Consider the following 16,617-nt stretch of genomic DNA (forward strand, 5'->3'; position numbering starts at 1 on the left):
CCTTGGGTTTTTCGCGAGCGAGCTCGCTCCTACAACCACCCCGACTTCTTGAAACTCGCCCACAACCCCAGACAACCCACCGTAATAAACCCCAGCACCCCGAAATACCCGTAGTGCCAGTTCAACTCCGGCATGTTCTGGAAATTCATCCCGTAAATCCCAGCCACCGCCGTCGGGAAAGCGAGAATCGCCGCCCAGGCCGCAAACTTGCGTTGCACCACGCTCTGGCGTGAGGCCTCCAACAGCACCCCGACTTCAATCGTCTGGCTGGCAATATCCGCCAGGGTCGTCAGGTCTTCCATCTGCCGTGTCACATGAATCTGCACATCGCGAAAGTACGGCCGCATGTTCTTGTCGATGAACGGGAAGCTCAGCCTCTGCAATTCCTCCCCGATCTCAATCATCGGTGCTACATAACGACGCAAGCGCAAAACATCACGACGCAGGCCATGCAGCTTCTGGATGTCGTAGTCATTCAACACGCCGCATAACACGTTGCGTTCCAGCTCATCGATTTCCCCGTGAATGGCTTCGCCCATCGGCTGGTAGTTTTCGATCACGAAATCGAGGATGGCATAGAGTACGAAATCTTCCCCGTGCTCAAGCAACAGCGGACGAGCTTCACAGCGTTGTCGGACATGGGCGTAGGACGCCGAGTGACCGTTGCGTGCGGTGATGATGTAGCCGTTGCCGGCAAAGATATGTGTCTCGATGAACTCGAGTTTGCCTTCATGGCGGATGGGCGAATACGTCACGATGAACAGCGCATCACCGAAGGTTTCCAGCTTCGGCCGACTGTGTTTTTCCAGGGCATCTTCAATGGCCAGTTCGTGCAGCTTGAACTGGCGTTGCAGATTGTAGAGTTCCTCGGCGTTCGGCTCTTCGAGGCCGATCCAGACAAAGTGCCCGGGTTTTGCAGCCCAGGCTGCGCCTTCGTCGAGGGTGATATTGGTGACTCTCTTACCGGCGCTATAAACCGCTGAAGCAACAACTCTACCCATGATGGTGATTCACTTCTTTTGGCAGCTTTTAATTGGCAACAAATGCAATGGCAGTGTTGATCAGCTTAGCCTCGCAGTGTTTGAGAGTCAGTTAAATCTGCCGAGTTCTGGGGAAAGACGCGCAGGCAAAAGAAAACCCGCACCAGGCGGGTTTTCTTTTTCAGATGGCTTGTAGTTGCCGGTCCATCGACTCGATGCATTCACGCATCTGCTCGCGGCACTGGGCGATCAGCAGGGGCATGTCGTCCAGGCTCAATCCGGCAGTGGGAATCGCCGGCAACGAACGAATCAGAATTTTCCCGCTGCGCCAGCGGTTCAATCGCATGTGTTTGACGTAACTGCTGACACACACCGGCACGATCGGCACCCCGGCGGCAATAGCCATCTGAAAGGCACCTTTCTTGAAGGGCAGCAAGTCCTCACCCAGGTTGCGCGTGCCTTCCGGGAAAACCCAGATCGAGGTGTCTTTGTTTTGCAGGGTATGGGTGGTGGTCAACATCGACTTTCGCGCCTTTTGCGCATTGCCACGGTCGATCAGCACATTGCCGGCCAGCCAGAACAACTGCCCGAACAGCGGCACCCATTTCAGGCTCTTTTTGCCGATGCACACGGTACGGCGGGGCACCACATTGCCAAACACAAACAGGTCGTAGTTGGACTGGTGATTAGCGATGATCACGCAGCTGTCAGGTTTATCCATCAACGGCCCGACTTCGGCCTTCACCCGCAAACGCAAAATACACATGGCCGGCCATGCGTACAGGCGTGCGCACAGACGGCTATTGTCCGGATTGAAAGGCCGACACAGGCCGAGAATCACCCCCAGCACACCCGCCACGATAAAGTGCAGGCCCATCAATGACATACGGAACAAAAACAGCATTTACAGGCCCCACCGGGACAAAAGGTGGCGCAGTGTACGGATGTACACTGTTTTCGGCAATTGCTGCCAGGGAAGTGGGAGATGGCCGATGTTTGAGCTGATGTTTCCGACTATTTGGTCAGATGCGGCCTAGAGCGGTTACAGATGTTTAACACAGACATGTATGAAAAAGCCCGACACGACGGTCGGGCTTTTCGTTGCAGCAGATCCGGGCTTATCCCAGATGTTCCTGGTCCTGGATGATCGCGTTGTCCAGGGCCTCCAGCAGTGCTTTGCGCACTTTCAATTTGGTGTTCTTGTGCGCGGTCATGTTGATCTTCTTCAACTGACGAGCCGCCGCCAGTGCCGCGCCTTGCAGTTCTTCAGGCGAGACCACGACATCAAGGAAACCGGCAGCCACGGCGCCTTGTGGGTTGAACATCTCGCCGTTGACCACCGAACGCTGCAGCGCCACTTTGTTCAGGCGGTCACGGGCAATCTCGATGCCCGCGTGGTGCATGGTCATGCCGATCTGCACTTCGTTCAGGCCAATGCTGAACGCACCGTCTACACCGATGCGATAGTCGGCCGACAACAGCAGAAACGCACCCTTGGCCACCGCATGCCCCGGGCACGCGACGATCACCGGGAAGGGGTGCGAAAGCAGGCGGCGGGCCAGGGTCGAGCCGGAGGTCACCAGTGCCACGGCTTCTCTAGGGCCGGCCGTCATCACCTTCAGGTCATAACCGCCAGAGAGAATGCCCGGCTGGCCGGTAATGATCACCACCGCACGATCAGTCACGGCCTGATCCAGCGCAGCGTTGAACGCGGCAATCACATCCGGGGAGATGGCATTGACCTTGCCATTGCTCAAGGTCAGGGTCGCGATACCGTCTTCGAGATGGTAGGAAATCAACTCACTCATGACGCTATTCCTTTCAATAAAGTTGGGCAGACGTTACCCACCGCCGCAGGTCAGGTAAAGCGCCGTGACTGACCCGCCAGTCACCCTTTGCCCGCCCGCCAAGCGTAGCCCGCCAAGCGTAGCCCGCCGTGCCTGCCGCGCATTCCCCTCTATATAGAGGCGGGCACGAAGCCGGAGATTGGCCGGTTTGCCATGGCCCGGAGTGACCACAAATGCTGAATCGCGTTAACCGCATGAAAATTCTGAAAAAAATGTTTGCCATCGGAAAAGCTTTCGACTACATTAGCGCGCCTCGACAGACAGAACATGTTTGAAGAGATACGGTGAAGTGTCCGAGTGGCTTAAGGAGCACGCCTGGAAAGTGTGTATACAGGAAACTGTATCGAGAGTTCGAATCTCTCCTTCACCGCCACATTCGATGTAGACAAAACCCCTGGTTTCGAAAGAAGCCGGGGGTTTTGTGTTTTTGGCGTTTGATTTTCGGCACGTAAGAAACAAGAGGCGTCTACCGTACTAGCAGTGACCTGGCAGGTCCGGCTGTTAGACTGCTCAATCTCTTCGAACGGAATCGACATCATGCTCCATCCTCCCGCCAGCTTTCGCGGCGCAGCCCAGCTCATCGCGGCTGTGTCGATAGTTGCCATGTCATCACTGGCCCTCGCATCCGCCCCTGCCACTTTTCCCGACGCTGAAGCCAGTGACCCAGCCAAACTCGGCTGGATGGTCGGTTCGCCACCCCCCGCTGATCGCACCGTGCGTTTTGAAGACGGCAGCTATTTCCAGTTTCCGGCAATGCGCTGGAGTGTTTCGAATTTCCGGCAACTGATGCCGACGATCAACGTTTCACGCGGCCTGGGTGCTCCGGTTCCACTGGAGATAGCACTTCGCAAAGATATCGACGGGATCAGTTTTGTCCCCCTTGGCGCCAGGGCGCCGATGACCTGGGAACAATCCCTCGCGGCCACTTACACCGATGGCATTGTGGTGATGCACCGCGGGAAAGTTGTCTACGAACGTTACTTCGGCGTGTTGAAGCCGGACGGCCAGCACGCAGCGATGTCGGTGACCAAGTCCGTGGTTGGCACGCTGGGCGCCATGTTGGTGGCGCAGGGGCGTATCGATGCTGGCAAGCGGGTTGCCGAATATGTACCGGAACTGACGGATTCTGCGTTTGGCAGTGCGACAGTGCGGCAGGTACTCGACATGACCACGGGCCTCAAATACAGCGAGGACTACGCGGACCCGAACGCCGAAGTCTGGGCCCATGCCAAGGCAGGTAACCCGCTGCCCAAACCCAAGGGTTATGAGGGACCTCGCAGCTACTACGAATTTTTGCAGACGGTGCAACCGCTAGGTGAGCACGGCAAGGCGTTTGCCTACAAAACCGTGAACACCGACGTGTTGGGTTGGGTCATTGCCCGCGCCACCGGCCGCAATGTTGCACAACTGCTGTCGGAGAACATCTGGAGCCGGTTGGGTGCCGAACAGGACGCCTGGTTCACCGTGGACTCCATCGGCACGCCCTTCGCCGGTGGTGGCCTGAATACGGGGTTGCGGGACTTGGCGCGTTTTGGCGAGATGCTGCGTAACGGCGGTCGGTTCAACGGTCAGCAGATCGTGCCGCAGGCAGTGATCGACGATATCCGTGGCGGCGGTGATAAACAGGCTTTCGCCAAGGCGGGGTACACATTGCTCAAAGACTGGAGTTACCGGTCGATGTGGTGGGTGACGAACAAGGAGGGTGGGGCGTTCATGGCACGAGGGGTTCATGGGCAACGTATTTATGTCGACCCGAAGGCCGAGATGGTCATCGTCCGCTACGCATCCCATCCGGTGGCCAGCAACTCGGCCAATGATCCCGTGACGTTGCCGGCGTTTGATGCGCTGGCTGAATATCTGAACAGGAAGGAACAGCAATGATCACCACCACTACCCACTCCATTGAAGGCCGGCAAATTACCGCCTACCTGGACATCGTCAGCGCCGAGTCGGTGCAAGGGATCAACGTCGTCCGTGATGTGTTTGCCGGGATGCGCGACTTTTTCGGTGGGCGCTCCCAAACTCTGGAGCGAGCGTTGAAGGAAGCGCGCATTCAGGCCACCGATGAGATCAAGGAACGGGCGCAGGCGCTTCAGGCGGATGCGGTAGTCGGGCTTGATTATGAGATCAGCATGCCGGCGGGCAAGGGCGGGATGGTTGTGGTGTTTGTGACCGGGACTGCGGTCAAGTTACGGTGAAAGGTGAGATGCCATTCGTCGGTCACGGAGAAATACGAACGGCAGGTCCATTAGTGACCGGCTAGTCTCAAAAACCTTGGCGATCGATATTTCTTCAGGCAAAGGGCTTGCCGATGTCGATCGCGCTTTTTGAAAGGGGTGAAGAGATGGCTGATCCGTATATCGAGGACGATGGCGCAGAATTTCCGATCAACAATTCCGTGCGGTGTGGCCAGACCCAGTATGTGGCCAGTTTCGGCGAGGACCAGACTGAGGTCGACAAGATCAAGACCAGGGCCTGCCGGGTACTGAAGGGCAAATTCTTACCCAAGGTGACAGCGCCGGTCAGGAAGTAACCCACTACCGGAAGACCCCGTCATTGAACGGTATTTTTCATGTCTGAAAGAGTTTTATGACAAGTTTTTTAAGGTGGTGATCTTTCACAAACTTTTCACAGCACCCTCCGTAATCTCGACTCATCCGTTAGAAAGCAACACCTGGCCCGTTTCCCCAGCGGGCTTTTTTTTGTCCGTCATAAAACCTTTTTCAAAAATGCTGTCCAACCGTCGCCAATCGCGAAGTTGGACCGGCGTGCTGGACTTTATCCGCGCAAAAGCATTCAATCTCGCCCCCTTTTTGTGTACCCCTATTTTTTGAGGTTTTTGTCATGCGTTTAACACTGCCTGCTCTGGTTCTGGGGCTTCTGGTTGCTCAAGGTGCAATGGCTGGTGACGGCACTGCCGCGCTGGGCGGTGGCTTGGGCGGCGCGTTGGGTAACGTGGTCGGCCAGAAAATGGGCGGCAGCACTGGCGCAGCGATTGGTGCGGGCGTGGCTGGCGCGGCGGGCAGCGCAGTTGCCGCCAAAAAAGGTCATCGCACCAGCGCTGCTATCGGTGGCGGTGTCGGCGCTGCCGGTGGTTCGGTAATCGGCAATAGCCTTGGCGGCAAGTCCGGTGCCACCATCGGTGCTGGCCTGGGCGGTGCATTGGGCGGCGGCGTAGGCAGCAACCTGGCCAATGGTCACAAGCGTCACTGATCCTGATTCAGATTTGAAAAGAGCCCGGCCTGATGCCGGGCTTTTTCATTTATGAACGTTTCACGCCGCAGCAGCTCAAATCTTCCATACCCTGGAAGAATGCGAGGCGTGCCATGAACCCGAAAACCAACGGCAAAAAAAACGGAAGCCTGAATGCTCGACTATTGATGGTGCCTGCGATTGTTTTTGGATTGCTGGTCTCTCAGGTGGCGCTGGCGGGAGGTAATGGAGATGCCGCGGTAGGCGGTGGTCTTGGTGGGGTGCTGGGCAACGTTGTCGGTGGCCAGGTGGGAGGCAGTACGGGCGCAGCCATTGGTGCAGGTGTCGGCGGAGCGGCCGGTAGCGCCATTGCCGCGCCCAGGCACAGTCGCACCGAGGCGGCGGTAGGCGGTGGTTTGGGCGCGGCGGGTGGATCGGTGGTTGGCAACAGTCTTGGCGGTTCGACCGGATCGGCCATCGGTGCAGGCCTGGGCGGTGCAGCTGGCGGTGCGGTTGGCAATGATCTGGGGAGTGATAGCGGTCATTCCCATTCCGGTAACGGTTATAAACACTCGAACAAGCACCACAAAAAGCATCACTAGTTGAGCGAGGCATCCCATGACTGCGAAAAGCGAAGGCAAGGAAGAAAAGGGCCCGAGCGGACTGCCATCTATCAACGATCCCGGCAATGAAGATCCGGGATCGCTGATGGATGATGCGACAGTGCCGCTTAATGACGCTGATGATGCGGGCGATGTGGGGAATATCGAGTTTGAAGATGAGGAAGAGGACGAAGATTGATCGAGCCGTGTTGGCGGATTGACCGGTTGTCTAGCTGATCGAACGTGTCCATCGCCCGGTCCTCGATAGGTCGTGGCCTGAGTCTGCGCGATGTAAGTATTGGTTTGGAGGTTTTGGAGAGGGTACATTGGGCTCACCTTCATCAACCTTTGCCCCTTCTTCCCAATCCGTCGCCGAGCATCCCGGCTTGTTTGCGTGCGGGCAATTCCCGCTCGACCCCAACGGATCCACCCACCCCGTCGGGTTCCGGGTGTACCGATACGGGTTCAACCCTCCGGCCAACTTGACCGGATCCGGCGTCAGATAACGACCGATGTCCGGATGGTAGTAGCGATGCCGGTTGTAGTGCAGGCCGCTCTCCGCGTCGAAGTATTGCCCCTGAAACCGTAGTGGCTGTTCGAGTCGCTCGCCTTCGCCGTGGCTCACTTCGCGGAGTTTGCCGTGGGCGGTGTACTTGGCCGACCAGACGATGGCGCCGCCGTAGCTGGTCAGTTCCTGCGGGGTGCCGAGGTGGTCGAGTTGGTAGTAGAACGGGCAGGCGTCTGCCCGGCCTTTGCCGTCGAGCAGCGCCAGCGGGCGGAAGCAGCCGGGTTCGTAAACGTAGTTGCGGTAGTGCCGGGGAGCGCTTTCGGCGATGAGTTGGTCGCCTTGCCAGAAGAATTGCGTGGTCTGGCCGTCGACGGTTTTACGGATGCGTCGGCCGAAGGCGTCATAGCTGTAGCTGACACTTCTACCGCCCGGGCTGCGGACGCCGATCAGGCGGTGCTGGCTGTCGTAGGAGTACTCCGTGACTTGGGTCGGCGTACCGCGGCGTTCGCGGACCAGGTTGCCGAAGGCGTCGTAGTCATAGTGGCTTTCATAGTGGCGGCGCAGGCGGTTGCCCTGGAGCACGCACGGGCCCGGGCGGTCGTGGATCAGCAGGTTGCCGGCCGGGTCGTGGGTGAAGTTCTCCGCGAACTGGTCGCGGGAGTGGCGTACGCCGGTCAGGCGGTCGAGCACATCGTATTGATAGTGACGTTGGCCGTGACGGCTGTCGGCAATCTGCAGGAGATTGCCCTTGGCGCTGTAGGCATACTCGCGGCGGTACAGAGGTCGTTGTTTTTGGCTGATGGCATGGGCCTGGAAACGACCCTGCTCGTCGTAGGCATAATCGCTGAGCAGCAGGCCCTGTTGGCGTTGCTGTTCACGCCCGCCGACAAAACGATGGCTGGTCAGGCGTGTACCGTTGAGGTCGATGGCAGTCAGGGCGCCGCCCCGGGCATGGTGGTAATCGAGCACACAGCCGTCCGGCAGGCGCAGGCGCTTTAGCCGACCGCAGGTGTCGTAGCCGTAACGCAGGGTGCTCCAGCCCTGATGCTCGGTGATCAGCCGGTCCTGGCGGTCGTATTCGAACTCCAGCGGATGGTCCTGGCCGTCGTCTACGCTGACCAGCCGCCCGAGGCTGTCGTAGCCGTACTCGACCTCGATCCCGTCGGGCAGGGTCTTGAGCAATAAACGTCCGGCGCTGTCGCGTTGATACTGCGTGACAAGTTGCGAACCGTCGTTGCCAAACTCGGTTTTCTCCAACAACTGGCCATTGCCGTCATAGGCATACGCGGTACGACGGCCATCGAAGCCGGTTTCCTGTCGGATCAATCCGCCTGGCGTGTAGTCCAGCCGGTAGGTATCGCCGACCTCGTTTTCGATTTCGGTGAGCAACAATTGCGCATGGTCGTAGCGGTACTTCAGCGCGCTGCCTTCGGGGTTGATCCGGCGGCTGACCAAGTGCAGGTCGTCGGCGTATTCGTAACGGGTCACCCGTCCCAGTTCGTCAGTTTCGGCGGTGACCTGGCCGTAGGCGTTGTAGCGATAGGCGCGGCGGGCGCCGGTGGGCAGCGTGGTCCGGATCAGTCGCCCCACGGCGTCCCACTCATAGCCGGTGACGGCACCATGTTCGTCCTGCCGGGTAATCCGCCGCCCCAAGGCATCGTAGGAAAAAGTGCGCTGAGCACCGTCCGGCAGGGTCTCTTCCAGCAGCTGCCCCAAGGCATTCCAGACAAACCGGTGACCGCTCTGGTCGGGGAAACGGATCGTCAGCAAGCGCCCCTGCGGGTCGTAGAAATAGCGGGTGATCTGCCCGTCTGGATCGGTGATGGCAGTGATGTCGCCCTGGGCATTGCGCTGGTAGGTCCACGTCGCCTGACCCTGGGTACGGGTGTGCAGCAAACCGTGGCGATACTCGCAGGACGTGGGCGCCGCATCCGGCGCAAACAGCGCGATCAGCCGACCGACTTCGTCATAATGGTATTCGGTGATGGCGCCGAGGGCGTCCTGCTCGGCGATCAGACGGCCCTGATCGTCATAAGCCCTGTGCTGCTCACCGCCCTCTAGCCCAACCTGGCGCACCAGTCGCGCGCGGTCGTCATGAACGTAAACCTCATCGCTACCGTCGGCGTTGTTCACCGTCACGCAGCCTTGATCGTCCCAGACGTAATGCGCCTCCATCTGCGCAAACGAAGCCCAGTGACGAATGCAGCGGGCGGCTTTGCCGGAGCGTTCCCACGCCCAGAAAAAACTCGCGCCGCCGGCCAGTTGCCGTTGCAGGATGACGTGTTGCTCGTCGTAGTCGTAGCGCTCGATGTCACCCGCCGCGTTGGTTGCCTCGATCAAGCGCTGGCGGGCGTCGTAGCGGTAGCTGACCAGTGTCAGTTCGGTGCGCCAGGTGTTCGTCTCGGGGTTGCCGCGCTGAAACACCTGATAGTCGACGGCCACCAGGTGCTTGAGGTCGTAACGCAGCAGCAAGGCGCGGTCGGCGCCATTGTCCAGGCGCTGAATCCGGTCAAAGTGGTCCCGCTGCATCGTCAGGCGGTTGCCGTAGGCGTCGCTGATCGCGCTGAGCCGGCCGTCATGAAAGTGGTAGAACAGCGCGCGGTCGCCGGCCAGGGCGAGGATCAGTTCGTCCGGCTCCTCGCCGAGGTAAATCGCCGCCCGCGACAGGTTGTTGTGGATCATCGGGCGCTCCGCCGTCGGCCGTGGAAAGGGCGTGCGGCGGTTTTCGGGGTCGATCCACAGCACCCGCTCGCCGTGGAGTTCCAGGTGCTGGGACAGCGAATGGCTCCAGCCAAAACCGAGGCCGCTGTCGAGCTCGACGGCACTGGTGCGATAGGCGCGGGTGAAGTCGAACGGCAAGATCCCGTCGAGGGTGCCGTCGGTGAGGGTCAGCAGTTCTTCGCCGGTTACCATCGACACCGAGCAGTTGTGGGTGGCAGTGCGCTCGACGGTGTCAGCACTGTCGCCGTTGGGGTTTTTCGCCTGTCTGGAGGCGTCGTCGTGGTGTTCATGCTTGCCGGAGCGAAGTGTCAGAGGGCCGCTCGCGGGGCATGCCAATACCTTTTGGGGATCGAACATCTGCAGTCTTTCGCTTGGCGGAATGTGGAGCGCGAAACTCTGCGGGGGATCGGCAAGGAAAGAAGTCGGGAAAGGTGGCGCTTGTTGTAGGGCGATTCGCTAAATTACGGAGGGCCATTCGGCGTCGATCGGGATTTCCTCGTTGCTCTAAGCCGGCGGCGCTCGCTATGCTGCTGAACCCTTTAATCCATTCGGGCATCGGCCGTACCTGAGCTGCCCGGGATGCCTTGGAAAATGGATCAGATGCGATGAATGCACCACTGAAAGCATTCGGCCCGATCAAGGCCGTGATTTTCGATATGGACGGCTTGTTGCTGGATACAGAGGGCATCTACACCGAAGTCACGTCCATCATTGCCGCGCGTTACGGCCGGACGTTCGACTGGAGCATCAAACAGAACATCATTGGCCGGGGCGCGGGCGATCTGGCGCGCTATGTGGTTCAAGCGCTGGACTTGCCGATAACGGCGCAAGAGTTTCTGGTGATCCGCGAGCCGCTGATGCTCGAGCGATTCCCTGCCGCGCAAGCGATGCCTGGCGCACAGGAGCTGGTACGGCATCTGAAGGCCAACAACATTCCCATTGCCGTGGGCACCAGTTCTTCGAGCCAGTCGTTCGGCCAGAAAACCACCTTGCATCGCGACTGGTTCGCTTTGTTCGACTTCATCGTCACCGCCGATGACCCCGAGGTGGGCGCGGCCAAGCCGGCACCGGATATTTTCCTGACGGCGGCGCGGCGTCTGGGCGTTGCGCCCGAGGATTGCCTGGTGTTCGAGGATTCGCCCTTCGGTGTCACCGCGGCGAAAGCGGCGGGGATGACGGCGATTGCGATCCCGGATGCGGCAATGGCCGACGCCAGGTACGCACACGCCGATGGCATTCTTCGTACGTTGAAGGCGTTCGAGCCGGGCGCATTTGGTTTGCCGGCGCTGGAATGGGCCTAGCTAAAAAGACGGGTCGACACTGGAAAATGTGGGAGCGAGCAGGCTCGCTCCCACGGTTATTGCAACTGGCTGACACGCATCAGGCGCCGAAACCACCGTCGATAGTCAGGCTGGCTCCCGTGATGTAGCCGGCTTCAGGGCTGACGAGGTAGGCGACGAAGCTGGCGATCTCTTCGGCCTTACCGTAACGGCCAACGGCCATCAACGGGATCAGGCTTTCCGCAAAGTCACCGTCGGCCGGGTTCATGTCGGTGTCGACCGGGCCCGGTTGCACGTTATTGATGGTGATGCCTTGCGGGCCGAGATCACGGGCCAGGCCTTTGGTCAGGCCGACCAGTGCGGACTTGCTCATGGCGTACGGGCCACCACCGGCGAAGGGCATGCGATCGGCGTTGGTGCTGCCGATGTTGATGATGCGTCCGCCTTCGGTCATGTGTTTGGCGGCGGCCTGGGTGGCGATGAATACGCTGCGCACGTTGATGGCCAGGGTCTGGTCGAAGTCTTCGAGTTTGAACTCGGCCAGCGGTGCGACGGCCAGTACACCTGCATTGTTGACCAGGATATCCAGGCGACCGAAGGCTGCTACCGTGGCGGACACGGCACCGCGGATGGCGTCGGCGTCGGCGCTGTCGGCCTTGATGGCCAAGGCCTTGCCGCCCTTGGCGGTGATGCTGTCTTGCAGTTCTTCAGCCTTGGCCGTGGAACTGACATAAGTGAAGGCAACGGTCGCGCCTTCAGCAGCCAGGCGCTTGACGATGGCTGCGCCGATGCCGCGGGAACCACCTTGAATCAATGCCACTTTGCCGCTGAGGTTCTGAGTAGTCATGTCGATCTCCAAATCCCGAGGCGAGATGCCCCGGTTGATGGAGCCTAGTATCGATTCCGGATTACCTGCTGTCTTCGGTGGTCATCAGAAAATAAAGTCGCATTCTTTCAGATCAATGGGTTACAGAAAGCCAGTCATTTAAGGGTAAAGAAAAACTGCATTAGTTCTTAAATAAAGCACAATCGTGGTCATTTGAAAATAAGATTCGAGGGGCACCGGTCGTGTCGGATTATCGAGCGTCGATTCCAATGATTGTATGGGTTGTAATTAGGAAAAGGCTCTCGCTTGGCACTTGGCTGTTAAAGAGCGGCACGGCTCCGTACCCAAATTAATCGACTAACCTGCGTACGTCGGTAGTGCAATGGGGTAACGCTCAACTCCAGGGACAGCAACCGGTCAGCCGCACCAACTAAGGTGTCAATCCGCTCGGGGGGGCACTGCTATATACGCAAACAAGCATGTCCCGCTTGCTGTCATAGACCCTATTCCTTTTGGGGGAGCTATTCTCTTACGGGTTTTTAAGGCTCTCGCCAGGAAACCCCAGAATCGAAAGAGAACGGCTTAGAAAAACAATCCCCCCGCTAAAAAGCGGTTCTTCACGGAATCCCGGGAAACACAGAAACAAGAACGCCGATTTGATTGATGATGTTCGTGCGAGCAAACACATCTAACAAACCGGCGTTCTTATGCGTGATATTAATACTTTCCTTCCCTTTTGGGAGGGCTTTTCTGTCGTCACGATCAAGCCCGATGGCGATGATCTACAAATCGACCTGACGCCCCACGCCACCCGATTTCCTTCCTGTGGCGGCTGCCAAAAACCGTGCTCAACCACGCATGAGTACTGCCAGCGGGTCATTCGTGATTTGCCCATTCTCGGCCGTGCGGTGCGCCTCAGCGTGTTGCTTCGACGTGTCGGTTGTCGCGACTGTGGCAAATGCATGGAATCCGTCAGTTGGCTGGATCGCTATGCCCGCATGACGCGCCGCCTGGCCGAGGCCGTCATTCAAGCCTGCGAACGCCTGCCCACGCTGCATGTGGCTCAACTGTTCGGGCTGCATTGGGACAGCGTTCGGTTGCTGGAGCGTCGAGCCTTGCAAGCGGCGTTGAGTGTTTTGCCAAAGGCGCAGCCACGGCGCTTGGTCATGGACGAATTCGCGCTGTTCAAAGGTCATCGCTACGCCAGCGTGGTGCTGGACGCCGATACCCGGCGAGTGCTGTGGATTGGCGAAGGTCGCAGCCGTGCGGCGATCAGGCCATTCTTCGAAGAGCTGGGGCCAGAGGGTTGCGCTCGCATCGAAGCGGTGGCGATGGACATGAACACCGCCTTTGACCTGGAGGTTCGTCAGCACTGCCCAAAAGCGCGCGTGGTCTACGACCTCTTCCATGTGGTGGCCAAATATGGCCGAGAGGTGATTGATCGAGTCCGCGTCGACGAAGCGAACCGGCTTCGCCATGACAAACCTGCCCGAAAGGTCATCAAGCAAGCGCGATGGCTGTTGCTGCGCAACCCGCAGAACCTGAAAACGCCGGAGCAACAGGTCCGTTTGGAGGATCTGCTGGCGGCCAACCAAGCGTTGATGACGGTCTATTTGATGAAGGCTGAACTCAAAACGCTTTGGACACCGAGCACCGCCTGGGGCTGGCGATCAGCCTGGCAGCAATGGCTGCGCCATGCGCATGAAAGCGAGATACCGGCCCTGATCCAGTTTGCCAAACGACTGAAGGGTTACTGGCGGGGCATCGTCAGCCGTGTTCGCTGGCCGATGCATACGGGCCAGTTGGAAGGCATAAACAATCGAATAAAGGTCATCAAACGGATGGCGTACGGTTACCGGGATAGCGAATTCTTTTTCATGAAGATCAAGAGCGTCTTTCCCGGTAATCCGTGAAGAACCTAAAAAGCGGGGGTTCGTTAGCAACCTGAGCCCGCCGATTGGCAGGCTTTTTTATGTCAGATAGCGATCCGCGAGAATGCTTACTCCGGCATTGTCCAGGATTGCAACTTGTAGCCCTCCTGGCTCAACTCGGCGCGCACCCCTTCCAGCAGGCTTTCCAGCTGCGCCGGGTCGGAATAGGCACTGCTTGGAACCTGTTTGCGACAAATATGAGTGTTGGCCCGGTCCATGACGGTCAGGCTCAGTTCGCCATTACCGTCTTGCGGAGCCCAGGCGACGCATTGAAAAGGTTCGAATGCATGGCCGGCAATCAAAAGTGCTTCGTTGATGCGCAACGGGGGGCTCATGGGGCGTCTCTCCTTGTACCCAAACAAATGATGTGCCATCGGGTGGGCTTACCGGTCGGCTGTTTATTAGTAGGTGGGGCGGGTCACACGTAGTAATAATTTTGTTTAAACTTTATTTCATTCACAAAAAATAACCCGCGATTGTGAAAGTTGAATGGACGGTAGTAATTCATTAGGGAAACTCTGAAAAAGACTTCCAGATTTGGTGAAATTGTTGGCGCTGATTGAAAACTCACACACCCTGCCGATTGAAATTTGACCCAGGGCGGATTGCTGATTTCGCAGCAGCAATTTCGGATAAACCTAGCAGCGTGCCGACCACATGAGTCGGGGAAGACCTGCTGCATGCAGTCATGCAGCAGGGCATTTCCACAACAACAGTCAAAATTGCTTGTCTTCCTCGGTACCAACCTCGTCCTTGAGCTTACGTTTGCGTGATTTGATCTTCGTCTGTGCAATCAAACTGCTGTGTTGCAGGCGGTACGACTCGTTGCCCGTTTCCGATCAATCATGCTTCGGCACAACCCACAATATCTCGACGCAGCCTTCATCCAGGAAGTTGAGCGTCACGTACTAGAAAGTGTCGCGCTCTGGCGCACAGCAGTTTTCATTGCTTTACATAACTGCCTGGCGCCGGCTCCAGAGGCGGGAATTTGTCATTCCCTATGTGCGCAACCGCTGGTTGGCGCTCGCCGGAGTGTCCCGCCAGCCAGTTGAACCAATCATTCCACCAGCTACCGGGTTGCTGCTCAGCATTCTTGAACCAGGTCTCCGGGTTTTTCGTGACCCGATTATTGGTCCAGTAATGGCGCTTCTGCTTGGCCGGTGGATTGATGACGCCGGCGATATGCCCTGAAGCTCCTAATACAAAACGCTTGGCCCCGGAGAGCAGGTTGGTGCTGGCGTAGGCGCTTTTCCAGGGCACGATGTGATCGTCATGGGTGGCGAGGATGTAAGCGGGAGCGTCAATTGCACGCAAATCAAGCTTGACCCCACAGCACTCCAGCTCGCCTGATTTCAAATCGTTCTGCAGATAGGTGTGGCGCAGATACCAGCAGTACATCGGCCCCGGAAGGTTGGTGCTGTCGTTGTTCCAGAACAGCAGATCAAGCGGGATCGGCTTCTGCCCCTTGAGGTATTTGTCGACGTTGTAGTTCCACCACAGTTCGTTGGGGCGCAGTAGGGAAAAGGTATTGCCCATGTCCTCACCACGAAACAGACCGATGGGACCATTCATGCCGCCGATGGTGCGCTCTCGATAGGCCACCAGTTCTTCGTCGACGAATATGTCGATGGGACCGGTATCCAGGTAGTCAAGGAACGTGGTGAACAGGCTCACGCTGGCGATCTCCCTGTCGCCGCGTGCAGCAAGTACTGCCAGCGCCGTGCTCAGCAGGGTGCCGCCGATGCAGAAGCCCACGCAATTGAGTCGCTGCTCGCCACTGATATCGCGGGTCACCTGCAAGGCGTCGATTACCCCGTGCTCAATCAGGTCATCCCAGGTGGTGCCAGCGTATTCCTCGTCAAAGTTGCGCCAGGACATCAGGAATACGGGATGTCCCTGTTCCAGCAGGTGGCGGACCATCGAGTTGTCCGGGCGCAGATCAAGGATGTAGTACTTGTTGATCGACGGAGGTACGACGAATACCGGGTGTCGGTACTGGGTTTCGCTTTGCGGGTAGTACTGAATTAGTTGGAATAGGTGATTCTCAAAGACGATTTCGCCGGGGGTGTTAGCCAGATCGACGCCAACCTTGAAGGCGCCGCTATCACACTGGCGCATTTTGCCTTCGTTCATGTCGCTGGCCAGATGCTGCATACCTGTGAGCAGGCTGGCACCTTGAGTCTCAACCACACGCTGGAGCGCATCAGGGTTACTGACCAGGAAGTTGCTTGGCGCACTGGCGGCAATGGCTTGCTCCACCAGATAGCGCAGGCGTTGGCGCGGTTTTTTTTCGTCGATCAGCAGCTTGTCGAGCAGTTTCAGGAGAAAGCTTGCGTTGAGCAGGTAAAACGCAGCGAGGGAGCCGAACAGTGGCGCGCTCCAGTTGTCGCTGGAGAAGCGTCGATCATCGAAGCTGAAGGGTTGGCCGGTCAGCAGTTTTTGGCCGAGTTGGCCCCATTGAACTTGGTAGTCCGCTTGAAGGCTGTCCAGGGTTTCGCGAGGTAACTCGAACCAGGCGCCGTGCTCATGCCCGGAAAACCACGGATTAGTGCTGACCCATAGACGTAATTGTTGCACTGCAAAGGAAGCGATGAACGGAACCTGGCCTGACCAATAGGTTTTGAATGTATGCGCGTTGTTGTCCATAAAGTTCCTTGCCCATACAGATGAGCCGGGCAGAAAAAAAGCCGCGCTTTGCCGGACTCCGGCGTAGCGACGGCAGGAATGCGG

The 16,617-nt window shown here is 58.2% G+C and carries 15 protein-coding genes, 1 tRNA gene and 1 pseudogene; 9 read left to right on the forward strand and 8 right to left on the reverse strand.

Features of this window, described 5'->3' with window-relative positions; all coding sequences use genetic code 11:
• Nucleotides 1–29: 29 nt before the first annotated feature.
• The 3 genes from AC3ITY_RS08815 to AC3ITY_RS08825 all read right to left on the reverse strand — a co-directional run bounded on the left by AC3ITY_RS08815 (nucleotide 30) and on the right by AC3ITY_RS08825 (nucleotide 2,788).
• Nucleotides 30–1,001, reverse strand: a complete 972-nt coding sequence (locus AC3ITY_RS08815) for a magnesium and cobalt transport protein CorA (RefSeq protein WP_489308464.1) — start codon at nucleotides 999–1,001, stop codon at nucleotides 30–32.
• A gap of 160 nt (nucleotides 1,002–1,161) precedes the next feature.
• Nucleotides 1,162–1,884 (reverse strand): lysophospholipid acyltransferase family protein, encoded by a 723-nt coding sequence (locus AC3ITY_RS08820; protein WP_489308465.1) that lies wholly within the window; start codon nucleotides 1,882–1,884, stop codon nucleotides 1,162–1,164.
• A 214-nt stretch (nucleotides 1,885–2,098) separates the two neighbouring features.
• Nucleotides 2,099–2,788, reverse strand: coding sequence for a crotonase/enoyl-CoA hydratase family protein (locus tag AC3ITY_RS08825; RefSeq protein ID WP_223447038.1), 690 nt, complete (start codon nucleotides 2,786–2,788; stop codon nucleotides 2,099–2,101).
• A 322-nt stretch (nucleotides 2,789–3,110) separates the two neighbouring features.
• Between AC3ITY_RS08825 and AC3ITY_RS08830 the strand changes: the two genes are divergently transcribed.
• From AC3ITY_RS08830 to AC3ITY_RS08860, 7 genes are all read left to right on the forward strand, one after another.
• A tRNA-Ser gene (locus AC3ITY_RS08830) sits at nucleotides 3,111–3,200 on the forward strand.
• 164 nt (nucleotides 3,201–3,364) lie between these two features.
• On the forward strand, nucleotides 3,365–4,708 hold the full coding sequence (locus AC3ITY_RS08835; RefSeq protein WP_489308466.1) for a serine hydrolase domain-containing protein: 1,344 nt from the start codon (nucleotides 3,365–3,367) through the stop codon (nucleotides 4,706–4,708).
• On the forward strand, nucleotides 4,705–5,025 hold the full coding sequence (locus AC3ITY_RS08840) for a YbjQ family protein (RefSeq protein ID WP_007988067.1): 321 nt from the start codon (nucleotides 4,705–4,707) through the stop codon (nucleotides 5,023–5,025). Before AC3ITY_RS08835 ends, AC3ITY_RS08840 begins: the two co-directional genes overlap by 4 nt.
• A gap of 146 nt (nucleotides 5,026–5,171) precedes the next feature.
• The gene (locus AC3ITY_RS08845) at nucleotides 5,172–5,360 is read left to right on the forward strand and encodes a hypothetical protein (protein WP_032829518.1); all 189 of its coding nucleotides are present in this window, start codon (nucleotides 5,172–5,174) and stop codon (nucleotides 5,358–5,360) included.
• A 311-nt stretch (nucleotides 5,361–5,671) separates the two neighbouring features.
• Nucleotides 5,672–6,040 (forward strand): hypothetical protein, encoded by a 369-nt coding sequence (locus AC3ITY_RS08850; RefSeq protein ID WP_007988063.1) that lies wholly within the window; start codon nucleotides 5,672–5,674, stop codon nucleotides 6,038–6,040.
• A gap of 113 nt (nucleotides 6,041–6,153) precedes the next feature.
• Nucleotides 6,154–6,621 carry a hypothetical protein gene (locus tag AC3ITY_RS08855; protein WP_489310804.1) on the forward strand — a complete coding sequence of 156 codons (468 nt, stop codon included), beginning with the start codon at nucleotides 6,154–6,156 and terminating at the stop codon, nucleotides 6,619–6,621.
• Nucleotides 6,622–6,637: 16 nt separating this feature from the next.
• A complete protein-coding gene (locus tag AC3ITY_RS08860; protein ID WP_046042925.1) occupies nucleotides 6,638–6,820 on the forward strand; it encodes a hypothetical protein in 183 nt (60 codons plus the stop codon).
• A 30-nt stretch (nucleotides 6,821–6,850) separates the two neighbouring features.
• Here AC3ITY_RS08860 and AC3ITY_RS08865 read toward each other — a convergent pair whose 3' ends face one another.
• A complete protein-coding gene (locus AC3ITY_RS08865) occupies nucleotides 6,851–10,042 on the reverse strand; it encodes an RHS repeat-associated core domain-containing protein (RefSeq protein WP_489310806.1) in 3,192 nt (1,063 codons plus the stop codon).
• Between the two features lie 413 nt (nucleotides 10,043–10,455).
• Here AC3ITY_RS08865 and AC3ITY_RS08870 point away from each other — a divergent pair, with 413 nt between their 5' ends.
• A complete protein-coding gene (locus AC3ITY_RS08870; protein ID WP_489308467.1) occupies nucleotides 10,456–11,151 on the forward strand; it encodes an HAD-IA family hydrolase in 696 nt (231 codons plus the stop codon).
• Nucleotides 11,152–11,230: 79 nt separating this feature from the next.
• On the opposite strand, the gene AC3ITY_RS08875 is transcribed toward AC3ITY_RS08870, so the two are convergent.
• The gene (locus AC3ITY_RS08875; protein WP_489308468.1) at nucleotides 11,231–11,977 is read right to left on the reverse strand and encodes a 3-oxoacyl-ACP reductase family protein; all 747 of its coding nucleotides are present in this window, start codon (nucleotides 11,975–11,977) and stop codon (nucleotides 11,231–11,233) included.
• A gap of 686 nt (nucleotides 11,978–12,663) precedes the next feature.
• Here AC3ITY_RS08875 and AC3ITY_RS08880 point away from each other — a divergent pair.
• Nucleotides 12,664–13,869, forward strand: coding sequence for an ISL3 family transposase (locus AC3ITY_RS08880; RefSeq protein WP_489307308.1), 1,206 nt, complete (start codon nucleotides 12,664–12,666; stop codon nucleotides 13,867–13,869).
• Between the two features lie 86 nt (nucleotides 13,870–13,955).
• On the opposite strand, the gene AC3ITY_RS08885 is transcribed toward AC3ITY_RS08880, so the two are convergent.
• From AC3ITY_RS08885 to phaC, 3 genes and pseudogenes are all read right to left on the reverse strand, one after another.
• Entirely contained in the window at nucleotides 13,956–14,222 is a 267-nt protein-coding gene (locus AC3ITY_RS08885) for a hypothetical protein (RefSeq protein WP_489308469.1), read from the reverse strand.
• 381 nt (nucleotides 14,223–14,603) lie between these two features.
• Nucleotides 14,604–14,723 (reverse strand): annotated as a pseudogene (locus AC3ITY_RS08890) (AAA family ATPase); the annotation flags it as partial.
• 106 nt (nucleotides 14,724–14,829) lie between these two features.
• Nucleotides 14,830–16,533 carry a class I poly(R)-hydroxyalkanoic acid synthase gene (gene phaC, locus AC3ITY_RS08895; protein ID WP_489308470.1) on the reverse strand — a complete coding sequence of 568 codons (1,704 nt, stop codon included), beginning with the start codon at nucleotides 16,531–16,533 and terminating at the stop codon, nucleotides 14,830–14,832.
• Between the last annotated feature and the right edge of the window lie 84 nt (nucleotides 16,534–16,617).

The sequence above is a fragment of the Pseudomonas sp. GL_091 genome, from assembly GCF_057837725.1.